Annotated in this window: 11 protein-coding genes; 8 read left to right on the top strand and 3 right to left on the bottom strand. The window is 27.8% G+C overall.

What is annotated here, in order from left to right:
• Positions 1 to 11: 11 nt before the first annotated feature.
• Positions 12 to 1,850, bottom strand: coding sequence for a glycosyltransferase (locus tag ACN6I1_RS08145; protein ID WP_419741559.1), 1,839 nt, complete (start codon positions 1,848 to 1,850; stop codon positions 12 to 14).
• Between the two features lie 122 nt (positions 1,851 to 1,972).
• Here ACN6I1_RS08145 and ACN6I1_RS08140 point away from each other — a divergent pair, with 122 nt between their 5' ends.
• Together ACN6I1_RS08140 and ACN6I1_RS08135 are read left to right on the top strand one after the other, a co-directional pair.
• Positions 1,973 to 3,055: a glycosyltransferase gene (locus ACN6I1_RS08140; protein ID WP_419741558.1), complete on the top strand. Its 1,083-nt coding sequence runs from the start codon at positions 1,973 to 1,975 to the stop codon at positions 3,053 to 3,055.
• A 161-nt stretch (positions 3,056 to 3,216) separates the two neighbouring features.
• On the top strand, positions 3,217 to 5,811 hold the full coding sequence (locus ACN6I1_RS08135; protein ID WP_419743300.1) for a hypothetical protein: 2,595 nt from the start codon (positions 3,217 to 3,219) through the stop codon (positions 5,809 to 5,811).
• 113 nt (positions 5,812 to 5,924) lie between these two features.
• On the opposite strand, the gene ACN6I1_RS08130 is transcribed toward ACN6I1_RS08135, so the two are convergent.
• Positions 5,925 to 6,362, bottom strand: a complete 438-nt coding sequence (locus tag ACN6I1_RS08130) for a hypothetical protein (RefSeq protein WP_419741557.1) — start codon at positions 6,360 to 6,362, stop codon at positions 5,925 to 5,927.
• 221 nt (positions 6,363 to 6,583) lie between these two features.
• Between ACN6I1_RS08130 and ACN6I1_RS08125 the strand changes: the two genes are divergently transcribed.
• The 3 genes from ACN6I1_RS08125 to pepI all read left to right on the top strand — a co-directional run bounded on the left by ACN6I1_RS08125 (position 6,584) and on the right by pepI (position 9,302).
• On the top strand, positions 6,584 to 7,411 hold the full coding sequence (locus ACN6I1_RS08125) for a motility protein A (protein WP_053831845.1): 828 nt from the start codon (positions 6,584 to 6,586) through the stop codon (positions 7,409 to 7,411).
• Positions 7,404 to 8,144 carry an OmpA/MotB family protein gene (locus ACN6I1_RS08120; RefSeq protein WP_419741556.1) on the top strand — a complete coding sequence of 247 codons (741 nt, stop codon included), beginning with the start codon at positions 7,404 to 7,406 and terminating at the stop codon, positions 8,142 to 8,144. Before ACN6I1_RS08125 ends, ACN6I1_RS08120 begins: the two co-directional genes overlap by 8 nt.
• Positions 8,145 to 8,420: 276 nt before the next feature.
• Positions 8,421 to 9,302 carry a proline iminopeptidase gene (pepI, locus tag ACN6I1_RS08115; protein ID WP_419741555.1) on the top strand — a complete coding sequence of 294 codons (882 nt, stop codon included), beginning with the start codon at positions 8,421 to 8,423 and terminating at the stop codon, positions 9,300 to 9,302.
• A 77-nt stretch (positions 9,303 to 9,379) separates the two neighbouring features.
• Here the strand turns inward: pepI and ACN6I1_RS08110 are convergent, their stop codons facing one another.
• Entirely contained in the window at positions 9,380 to 10,354 is a 975-nt protein-coding gene (locus ACN6I1_RS08110; protein WP_419741554.1) for an aromatic acid exporter family protein, read from the bottom strand.
• 149 nt (positions 10,355 to 10,503) lie between these two features.
• Here ACN6I1_RS08110 and ACN6I1_RS08105 point away from each other — a divergent pair, with 149 nt between their 5' ends.
• The 3 genes from ACN6I1_RS08105 (at position 10,504) to ACN6I1_RS08095 (ending at position 12,797) form a co-directional block, all read left to right on the top strand.
• Positions 10,504 to 10,932 (top strand): N-acetyltransferase, encoded by a 429-nt coding sequence (locus tag ACN6I1_RS08105; protein WP_419741553.1) that lies wholly within the window; start codon positions 10,504 to 10,506, stop codon positions 10,930 to 10,932.
• Between the two features lie 67 nt (positions 10,933 to 10,999).
• Entirely contained in the window at positions 11,000 to 11,791 is a 792-nt protein-coding gene (proC, locus tag ACN6I1_RS08100) for a pyrroline-5-carboxylate reductase (protein ID WP_278548380.1), read from the top strand.
• A gap of 202 nt (positions 11,792 to 11,993) precedes the next feature.
• Entirely contained in the window at positions 11,994 to 12,797 is an 804-nt protein-coding gene (locus tag ACN6I1_RS08095) for a hypothetical protein (RefSeq protein WP_419741552.1), read from the top strand.
• Positions 12,798 to 12,800 lie beyond the last annotated feature (3 nt).

Raw genomic sequence — 12,800 nt, 5'->3', positions numbered from 1 at the left:
CCAGCTCCATTTTAATGAAAGTTTTTAAGTGAATTCATATAAACACGTATCAATCTATCTGTATTAGATTTTATATCGAAGAAATTTCTAGCCCAGTCATAGCAAGATTCAGCATATTCAGAAAGTCCGTCTTTATTTTCATATACATACTTAATATCGTTATATAGGAATGAAGCATTATTAGATTTTATAGATTTATGGTCACCAAAATAAACTCTCCATGCACTTTCAATATTATCATTGCTAAGTATGCCGAAATAACCATTATTACCAGATGCAATAATAGGCTTTTTACAAGCAAAAGCTTCAATTGCTACACGACCTGTTCCTACTATACAATCAGCATTAAGATAATAATCAACCACATTTGTTTTACCACCAACTAGATGTATATATTTTTTTCCTAATAAAGCATTAGTTCTATTTGCAATACCAACTAATTGGTTAAAATCGGGACCATCACCAACTATAATTAGATGTAGATTTAGATTTTCAATACGTACTAGGTCACGACAAACCCTTAATAAATTTTCAGCAACCCTTGTTTTACTCCAAGCAATTCTAGAGCAATAAACTATAGTAAATGCATCTTTGTCAATGCCAAGTTCTTCTTTTATGGATAGGTTAGGAGACTTAGAAACATAATCGTCAAAATCTATAGAATTTGGAATTACAGTTGATTGTACGTTATATTCAAGCAACCAATCATAAGTAGGTTGACTAACACTTATTACAGAGTCAGATAAATTAAGTCTATCATATAAAATATCGTAATAGTAAAGTCCATGAACAGTAAAGATACATGGGATTTCAAGTTCTTTGCCTATATCGATACATAATGCTCCGGAAGGGGACTGATGAGCATGAATTATATTTATATTTTCAGCCAAGATTATCTGCTTTATTTTATTTTTATATCTATTTTCAGTTTCTAAATCTTTTATCACATAAAGTGGGAAATCCATATTATAAATCGTACATCCTAATTTAAGGAATTCAGATGAATAAGGCCCATGGTCTGCTAATAAACAAACTTTTATACCTCGATTTAAAAACTCCTTAATAAGACTATATACATGAGTTTCTGTCCCACCTATGTTTAGACTATCTAGAACCATTAAAACTTTTAAATCTTTTTCATCTATGGCAAGTTTATTTATATCATAATATATTTTTGAACGTTGGTTTTCATGTAATCTATAATAATATAGTTCTTCATCTATATTATCTATTCCAAATGGCAATAATTTTGTGATAAATTCATAGTCTTCTGCGCCTTCAAGTTTTCTAGAAAGCCCACCAATGCTATCAAATACGCTACCTTTAATCAATAAAGAACCATGACAAACACAGTTAAGACCTGTTGAGTATACGTCTTTTATATTATCTACTCCAAATTCTATACCTGTGGGCTCAGACACAGGGGTAGGATCATCATTGTTAAAAGTTGCATAGTTAGTACCAACAGCACTTATTTCTTTATGTTCATTTAAAAAACTGACTTGTTTTTTTATTCTATCTTTATGAGATCTATCATCTCCATCGTGCATTGCTATATATTCGCCTTGAGCTAAAAATAGTCCATAGGTCACGGCACCGGAGAAACCTACATTTTTAGGGAGTTCTATTAACTTTATATAATTATCATTTTTAAAAGAATTTTTATTTTTCCTTATCCAATTTTTGATTTTTGATACACTATTATCTGTTGATTTATCATCAACAATAATAATTTCTATATTTTCATAAGATTGATTAAGTATAGAATTTAAGCATTCTAGTATATAGTTTTCATTATTATAGTTTGATATAACTATACTAACTAATCCATCAATTCTACTGAATTTCATAGAAATAAACCTCCTTAGTAGTCGATTGGAATAATTTCGAAACATTAACTTAATTAGACAATATACTATATAGTATATTATTTTAAAAAAATTGATACTTAAATATAAAAAAAGGTGGTTTTATGAACATACTTATGCTTATGGATCAGTTTAGTGTTGGTGGAACAGAAACTCATGTAGTTACACTATGTGAGACATTAAATAAAGCTAATATAAAAACAATAATTGCAACTTTAAATGAAAGTAAAATTAATAGTCTATATAAAGGTAAAATTAATTTTAAAGTTGTAGGTCAATATGAATATGAATTTAGAATTGAAATGTTAAAAAAACTCGTAAATCTATATAAAATAGATTTAATACATTGCCACGGCTTAGAAAGTATGATTCTTGCAAGAAAATTATATGATTTAACAAATATGCCTTATATAATAACAATTCATGGACTTTACTATTCTAAAGAGCTACTATTATATGCATGTAAAAGAGCGAAACATATAATAGCAGTTAGCAAACCCGTAGAACAATTAGTATGTGATAGTATCTCTAGAAATGACATGGATAAAATATCACTAATTTATAATGGAATTAAAATTAAAAAAGGTGATGAAATAATTCAAAATAATAATTTGAAATGTAAACTTGGAATTCCAATTGATGCCAAAGTAATTTTGTATTGTAGTAGACTTAGTTTCGGTAAAGGAAGATTGGCTGAAAATTTCATACATCAATCTAAAAATTTACTTAAAGATAATATATATATATTAATAGTAGGAAATGGAGTAAAGAAAAAATCAATTGATTTTTATGCAAACCAAGTAAATTGTGAATACAAAAAAAATAAAATAATAACAATAGGCAACATTTACAACATAAATGCTTATTATGGAATAAGCGATATAGTAGTTGGAACTGGAAGAGTTGCAATTGAAGCCTTAAATTTTTCAAAACCAATAATTTGTACTGGGATAAAAGATTATTTAGGAATATTTAGTTTTGAAAATTATAACGAAATCTTAGATACTTACTTTGGAGATCATGGATTTAACCATAAAATTGAAAAATTAAACATTGAAAGTAGTATAAGATATCTGTTAGAAGACCCAGACAAATACAAAGAAATATCTGATTGGGGAAAGTCATATTGCGATAGTAATTTTGACTTAGAGAAATTAATAAAACAATATATGGTTATTATCAATTAAACACATGATTTTTACTATGGAACAAGATTAAATGCAAAGTCATAAAGTAATTGTATATTGTATGACAATTTTTATGTAAATAGGACATTTTATAGGAGTGATACAATAATATGATTGATCAAAATTTAGTAAAACAGAGGATAGATCTGGGTTTGGGATGGGTGGTACTTAATCAAAATCAAAACAAGTCTTTTGGTACTTCTTATCCTATTTTAAATACTGCTTTAGTAGTGTTAGAACTAGAACAATATGCAATAAGCCAGGGGATTTACCCATTAGATGTGTCATATAAATACTATAATAACTTAGTTGGTGCATTGGAGTATTTATTTTCAAATGCAAAGCAAAATAATCATGGTATTTATTATGAAGAAGATGGAAATATAAACTATACAACAGGTGTTGTATTATCTGCTATATGTGCAAGTCAATCTCCAGATAAAATAGTAAATAATGGACCTGATTTTATAAAAGGCATGTCTTATAAAACTTTAACTCAATATATTATTAATTATTTAGAATACTCACAAGAGTTTAATGGTGGATGGGGATATAGTATAAATAATTATGATGATATAGCTAATAATTATGTATCAGGATATGTTGGATTAGGTTTTCTACTTGCTACAAACCCTTTATATAAATTCAACTTGCAAGTAGATGGAAATACAGTTGATAAATTTAGTGATTGGGTTAATTATATACAAAATGATAATGGTGGCTCTGGATATAGCAACCCACAAGAAGATTTGGATATTTTAAAAACAGGAAACCTACTATTAGAAATGAATTTTTTAAATCTCCCTCAAACAGATAGCCGTGTTTTGTTAGCAACAGACTATATAGCTAACAATTGGTATGAGCCAGCTTATTTTTTAAATCCAGGATGGAATTCAAGTCCTGTTGCTAATTACCAAGCAACATATGCACTTATGAGTGGATTAACAGGATATGGATTTGATACAATTAAGCAGAGTATTAATCCGTTTGAAGAAATAGATTATATTAGTGATGTTACAAGTGTTTTATTAGAACAACAAAATTTAGATGGATCCTTTAAGGCAAATCCTAATGATCCGGAGCAAAGTGATCAGATGATGTCAACTATATGGGCATTGCTTACTTTGCAGGCAGTTGTTACTAGTAGTTATGATCTAGATGTAGTACTATCAAGTGATAACTCAATTGTAAGAGAAAATGATATTGTAACTTATACTGTTAATATATCTAATATAGGAAATGTAGATATATTAAATGCAGTTGTAAAAGACACAATCCCTCCTGAGCTAAGCTTTATAGATGGAAGTGTTACAATAGATGGAATTGAACAACCTATTAGTGTTTCTCCAATAACTGGAATTGAGATAGATTCAGTTAATATAGGTCATACTAAGGTTGTGACATATAAATGCAAGGTATTGGCTAAAGATGAAACAGAAATTAATAATACGGCCAATGTAACGTTTGACTATATACCACCATATGGAAGAATTCTAACTAACAAAATAGAATACTCTAATGAAGTTTCTATTAGATCTACAATAACAAGTTTAGCTATTACTGCTGAAGTAAACAAAACCATTGCAGTTGTAGGTGAAATTTTGACTTATACTATAAATGTAACAAATGATGGTAAAATATTTTTAGATAACATCATTGTAACAGACCCGCTAGGCCCTAATCTGCAGTATATGAACAATTTGAAAATAAATGGAATTCCTAAAGCTGGAAATATAATAGATGGTGTAAATATAGGGGATTTAGATGTTGGAGAAACAACAGTGATAAACTTTGATGTTAAAATAATTAGTGTTCCTCCAAATGGAACAATATCAACTGAAATAACTGCAACTTATGACTATAATAAGCCTGTAATTTTTACTACAAGAGAAATTAATAATGTTATAAAAGAAGCTAAAGCTAGAATATCTATATCAGCATATATTACTGTAGAGGTTACAATTCAAGTTATTGTTATCAATCCAGAAGTGTCCGCAGTTAATAATGTTAGTACTACTTCAATACAAATAGGAGAAACTGCTATTTATAATATTGAAATATTAAATAGTGGTAAACTAGATTCTTTGTCTACTTTATTTACTACTGTATTCCCGCCGCAACTACAAGTTATAGAAATAAAAGTAGATGGAAATATTATAAGTGGGGATTTAGTAGCAGGAATAAGATTAGGTCCAATTCTAAGTGGAAAAAATAAAACAGTTTCTATAACAGTTAAAGGTATAGCATCAATTATAGACTATAGAAATACTAGCATAATAACTATGGAATTTTTACCTGTTGTAGGAGATCCAGTATCAATAGTAAATATAAATGCAATGGCAGATAAGACTCTTTCTGTTGAGGATCCTCAACTTATTTTAACTCAATTTATATTCCCAACTTCTGCAAAGCTATGCGACCAAGTAATATTTGAAATAAAAGCAAAAAATATAGGAAGTAGTACTTTGCAAAGTGTTATAGTTTCAAATTTTTTACCTGCAAGTTTACAATATGTACCATGTAGTATGAGTATAAATGGATGTGTAGCTATGGATGAGAATATATTATGTGGAATATATTTAGGAACTATGTATCCAGAACAAGAATGTATAATAAGATTTAAGGCGAAACTTATAGATGATTCATTTGATCCAATTTATAACTTTAGTCAAGCTAATTTTTACTACACTAGCTCTGGAAATACAAGCGTACGTGGATATGTAAATAGCAATTTAGCATATTTATTTATAGATTAAATTTATGCAAACTAAAATTAAATAACTATAAAAATAAATCCTATAGAGTAGATTATTAAACTTACCTATAGGATTTATTTTTGTCTAAGTTACATATGTTTGATAAGAATTATCTATTTTAATCCTAAATCTGAAAGCATTTGAGATATACCATAAGATTCATCATATTTTGAATAATATTCTTTAAAAGCGTCATCGATAGAAGAGGTTTTATAAACTTCAAATTCAATTCCTTGAAACTCGGCTTTTATACAATTTAGTGTAGTATTATTTAAGTAGTTTTTTAATCTTAAAATATAGTCTTTTATACCTTCTTGTGGGAGTACATTAAGTTCTTCAATATTTTTAGCAATTATGTAACCAGATTGGTTGATTTCTTCAAAAGAAATATTTTGGATTAATTCATTTTTTAAATTTTCAATTGTATTTTCGTCAAGTTCTAATTCATCTATATCTGTAACATTTAAAAGCTCTTGGATTTTGTCTAAAATTAGAGCGTCGTTCCAACCATATTCAATACAATTATCGTTATTTTTAATTTCATTTTTCATAATGTAAATCTCCTAAGCTAAACTTTTTAGTATTATATAAAAATTATATCATTTTATATAAAAAATTAAAAAAATATTTAATTCATAAAAAGTATTAAGTTAATCTTGTGTAAAAATTTAACAAAAACTTTACTTAATATATGATAAAAAAAGCCGAAAGTATAATTAATAAATGAGGGCAAAACTCTTAATTTATGATGAAAAAGGAGGAATAACAAATTATGTCTGGATTAATTTTTTTAATACTAGGTTTTGGTGCTTTAATATTAGGGTTTATAGGTGAAGGAGGTCATGCAACAGCACTTATTTCATGGACTTCATTTGTAATTGTTTTTGGAGGAACATTTGGATCTTTAGGAACATCTTTCACTTTAAAACAGTTAAAAAATATAGGTGGTATTTTACGTGTAGCGTTTACTAGAAAATCAACAGATTTAATTGAATTAATTTTTTATTTTGACCATGTATTACATAAAGTAAGAAAAGATGGTTTTTTAGGACTTGAAGAAGAATTACAGGAAGATGAAAATATGAATCCTTTTATTAAAAAGGGACTTCAATCAGCAGTTGATGGTGTTAAGCCTGAAGATATTAGAAATATGCTAGAAATAGAAGCTGCTATGAGCTCTAAGAGACACAAAACTGGAGCATCTATGTTTGACTCAGCAGGAGGAACTGCGCCTACTATGGGTATAGTTGGTACTGTTTTAGGATTGGTTCATGTTCTTGGAGGATTAGCTAAAGCAGATATGAATGCATTAGGAGGAAGTATATCTGCCGCATTCTTAGCAACACTTTACGGTCTTGGTAGTGCAAACTTAATATTTCTTCCAATAGCAACTAGACTTAAAAACTTGGCTAAAGATGAACAACTTGAAAAGTTTATCATAATAGAAGCTATTTCATTGATTCAAGATAATGTAAGCCCAACAACTTTAAGGGATACACTTAAAGGATTTCTAAATACAAAAGATCAAAATAAATTAGAAAATAGGTATTTTGGGACTCAAAATAGTGAGTTAAATAAGGAGGAACAACAAAGTGCATAAAAGAAAAATGTATGAAGAAGAGGAACAAGAACATGAAAACCATGAACGTTGGTTGCTTTCTTATGCAGATTTTATAACATTATTAATGATTTTCTTTATAATAATGTATGCCATGAGTAGTATAGATAAAGGAAAGTATGAAAAATTAACAACAGCTTTAAATGAAGCTATGGGAGATGGTAGTGCTATTGCAGACACTGGTAGTAAAATGGGTGGAGAAGTAGGCAATGGACTAATTGAAAATGAAAAATTAAAAAAAGTAAAAGAGAATATAGATAAATATTTAAAAGAAAATAATCTTTCAGATAGTGTAAGTACAACTATAGAAAAAAGAGGACTAGTTATTAGCTTTAAAGATTCATTATTCTTTGATAGCGGTAAAGCAGAAGTAAGGCCAGAGCAAGTTGATAAGCTTATAAAAATTAGTAAAATTATAAATCAATCTATGGGAAGCGATAACTTCATAAAAGTTGAAGGACATACAGATTCAGTACCTGTACATAATAATGCGTATAAATCCAACTGGGATTTATCTGTAATGAGAGCTAGCAATGTTGCACAAATTTTAATTGATAAAGCAGATATAGAACCAGATAGATTATCTGCTACTGGATATGGAGAATATAGACCAAAAGCTGAAAATAGTACAAATGAAGGTAAAGCAACTAATAGAAGAGTAGATTTATTAATTATGAACTCGAAATATAATGAAGTTGAAAATAATAAAAAGTAAGTTTATATAAATTAAACTGAATTTAGTTAAAAAACTAATTGAAATTAAATAGCTAGAATTATTAGTAAAACCTACTAAATTAATATTTTAAAAAATATTAATTTAGTAGGTTTTATATTTTATACAAAATCTTATGAAAATTATATGTTATACTATTTGTAAAGGAAAATAAAAATGTGTTAGTGCATTTAGTGGATATTGAAAAAGAAGAGGATATGAAAACGTATTACTGAAAGAAATTATTATTATCTTAATGACAAATTGGAGGGGATTAACATGAAAATAACTGAAGGGTACATGCCTTTTGAAGGTTTTAAAACGTACTATCGTATAGTAGGAGAATCAACAGAAGGAAAGAAACCATTAGTGCTACTTCATGGAGGGCCAGGTTCTACACACAATTATTTTGAGGTATTAGACAAAATAGCTGAAACTGGTAGACAGGTAATAATGTATGACCAAATTGGATGTGGAAACTCATTTGTAGAAGGGCATCCAGAACTATTTAATGCTGATACTTGGATAAAAGAGCTTATTGAACTTAGAAAACATTTAGGCCTTGAAGAGATTCACTTATTAGGACAATCTTGGGGTGGAATGCAAGCTATTTGGTATGCTATAGAGTATAAACCAAAGGGAATTAAATCATATATTCTTTCATCTACACTTTCTTCTGCAAAACTGTGGGAAGAAGAACAAAAAAGAAGAATTTCATATATGAACAAAGCTGACCAACAAGCATTACTTGATGCAGTAAATTCTGGAGATTATTCTAGCGAGGAATACAATAATGCACTAGATAAGTTTATGGAAATGCACTGTGCAGGTAAGGTAACTGAAAATGATCCTGAGTGTTTAAGAAGACCTAAGAAATCAGGTTCTGAAGCATATGTTGTAGGATGGGGTCAAAATGAATTTTCGCCTACAGGAACTCTTTCTGGATATGAGTTCACAGATAGATTAGATGAAATAAAAGAACCTTGTTTAATAACTAGTGGATCTAGAGATTTATGTTCACCATATATTGCAAAGACTATGTATGATAAAATACCTAATAGTGAATGGGAATTATTCCAGTACTCAAGACATATGCCTTTTGTTGAGGAAAACGATAAATATATAGATGTTTTAACTAAATGGTTGGATAAAAATGACTAAAATTATAGATAATAAAAAATAGATTAAGCATATATGCTTAATCTATTTTTTATTATCTATAAAACAACAGATAAAAATTATTTATAATAATTACTATCTCTAAGTATTTGTGCTTGTTTACGATTAATCAGAAATTGTTTTAATTCAGTTAGACACAAAAATAAAATAGCTCTATTTTCAAACTCACTTCTACTTATAGGCAGTGGCTCATTTTTCATACTAATCATTAATCTATTTAACTCATCAAGAAGTTGATTTACAGTTTCTGATTCAAATGAAGCATGACCTATTTTATGTATAAAAGCAGATAAAATATGTGCTTGTGGAGGAGCACAACTCAATTGTGATACATGAGTATACAAGTTTTCTAATATATCTCTCTGACTTTTAATAATATCCATGTGATCTAGAAAAAACTTAGTATCACTTAATAAACTATTATTAATATTGTCATAAGCCTCAGAAATACTGCTGTTAATAAGTGTATTTAGAGTATTTAAATCCAAAGTATATTTATTTTCTTTGTTGGGATTCACGATAATGTCTGCTATATCTATAAGTACGGTACTTACTTCATTTTGTAGTTTTCTTTGGCCTTCATAGATTTTGTTTATGTTTGTGGGAATATACATATTTATAATAACGCCTATTCCAGCACCTATAACAAATATTCCAGCTTCGTTTAAAATTAAGCTAGTAGAAATATCGCCTTTCATGAAGTAATGAGAGGCAATAACCACGCACATAGCAATAACATCTTGAATTTTTAATAAAAAACAAATAAATATAATTATAAATATAAATATTGAAAATGAAACTAAATGGTATCCTAAAGTATTAAAACATAAGTATGAAAAAATTGTGCATAGGAAAAATCCATATATTTTTCCAATAGTACCTTTAAGCGTTTCTTTTTTAGTATTTTTCACTGTAAGCAATACTATAACTCCAGCTACCATTGAATACTCTAAATTTAATAACCAAGCAATAAATATGGCTAAGGAACTTCCTAAGGATAATTTTATTATTTTAAGTGTATTAATTCTATTCAAGTATAAACCTCCTTTGGATAAATCTACAATGTACATTTTATCACAAAATTTATATAGTTTAATACAAAACAAGCTAATATGTATTTATTTGTTTGATAATTAATGATAAAGTTTAACTATAAGTAATATTTAAAGGAGTAGTAGATTATATGATTAGAAAATTAACAAATATAGATACAGATAAAATCATGGATATATGGCTAGAAAGCACTGTGAGAGCTCATAACTTTATATCCAGAGGATACTGGGAAAATAATTATAAGGTTGTAAAAGATGTATATATGCCTATAGCAGATACCTTTGTATATGAAGAAGATGGAGAAATAAGAGGATTTATAAGTATTATAAATAATGAATTTATAGGAGCGTTATTTGTTGATGTAAAATTTCAAGGCATGGGTATAGGAAGCAAATTAATAGATTATTCGATTGAAAAATACAAAAAGCTTACTCTAGCAGTATACAAAGAAAACCAAAAATCAGTAGAGTTTTATACTAGAAAAGGATTTAAAATAATTGAAGAAGGATTAAATGAAGACTCTGGATACACAGAATACATAATGGAAAATAAAATATAGATTGTGGTATTATATTAAAATACAGATATAAATATAAAAGACATACTATACAACTTGGAGGAACGATATGATAGCAAATACTAAAATAGGTTTTATTGGTTTTGGAAATATGGCAAAGGCTTTGGCAGAAGGTCTTATTATAAAAAACGTTGTTAAGCCTAATCAAATTTATGCTTGTGCAAGAAATTGGGATAATCTATGTAAAAGTACTCAAGCAAATGGTATGAATGCATGTAAAACATCTCAAGAATTAGTAAATGAAAGTGACATAGTTGTTATTGCGGTTAAACCTAATGTTATACCATCAATAATTGAACCTATAAAGGAAAATTTAAAGGATAAAATAGTTATTTCTGTAGCAGCAGGATATACATTTGATAAATATGAAGAGTTATTACTTCCAGGAACATCACATTTAAGCACAATACCAAATACGCCTGTATCAATAGGAGAAGGTATTATAGTTGCAGAAAAGCGTCATTCTTTAACTGATGAAGAATATAAACTTATAAATGAAATATTTTCAAAAATAGCACTGTTAGAATTCGTTGATAGTAATCAACTGTCTATAGCGGGAACGATTAGTGGATGTGGACCTGCATTTGCAAGTATGTTTATAGAAGCATTATCAGATGCTGCTGTTAAACACGGATTAACACGTGAAGCATCTTATAAATTAGCTAGCAAGATGATTTTAGGAACTGGTAAACTTCAAATAGAAACAGGAGAACATCCTGGAGCGATGAAAGATGCAGTGTGTTCTCCTGGTGGAACGACTATATTAGGAGTAACTACACTAGAGAAAAAAGGATTTAGAGGAGCTATAGTTGATGCAATAGATGCAATCGAAGGAAAATAAAAACTAAATATAATAAGTAAATTAAAAACATATATAAAATAAATAAATTTTATTTACAAACATTTTCCCTAAGGCTAATATAACTTTAGGGAATTTTATTTTAAATTTGTACAAATATTCTGTTTAAATTCACGAAAAAAGTATATTAATATAATGAGAAATAAATATATATAAAATTAATCATATAAAGGAAAGGCATAATATGGAAGAAGCGAAAATTTTAAAAATGATAGATAATAACCCTAATATTATATCAACTATAAATAATCCAACAGAGGAAATGAAGTTGCTTGCAGTTAAAAAAAATGGTTTGGCTTTAGCTCATATAAAAAATCCAAATATAGAAATTCAACAAGCAGCTATAGATAATAATATTAGAGCAATTAAATATATAGAAAATCCAAGTGAAGATATGATGATTAAAGCTATAAATTCTGGATGGAGCTTATTAGATTATATAAAAAATCCAACAGAAAAAATTTTAAAATTAGCCTTAAATCAATCAGGGTGGGCAATTCAATATATAAAAAATCCAAGTGAAGAATTACAGTTACTAGCAGTTAAAAAAGATTATGATTCAATAAAATATATAAAAAATCCTTGTGAAAGTGCTCAGATAGAAGCAGTAAAAGAAAGTTACGGTGCATTAAAGTATATAAATACACCTACTTATGAAGCACAATCTATAGCAATTAAACAAAATGAAGCTGCTATTACATTCATAACAGATTTAGACAAGGATAAAATGTTAGCATTTTTAAAAATAAATATTTTAGTGATAAAATATATTTCAAGAGAAATATCAGAATATGAATTAGAAGAGATTCTAAAACAAGTATTATCAAATGAAGATGTTGAAGAAAAGTATGTAAGAGACTTTTTAAATTGTAATGTTATAGATCGAAATAGTGAAAATTTCAAAATAGATAAGATAATGTTTATTTATAAATATGGAAGCAAAACAGCAAAAAAAATAGCTGTAGATGAAAAATTAAAGATGATTTAGGAG

Source organism: Paraclostridium dentum, from assembly GCF_048568265.1.
GTDB classification, from domain to species: domain Bacteria; phylum Bacillota; class Clostridia; order Peptostreptococcales; family Peptostreptococcaceae; genus Paraclostridium; species Paraclostridium dentum.
The sequence above is the reverse complement of the archived record's forward strand: the minus strand, read 5'-3'. Positions and strand labels throughout refer to the sequence as shown.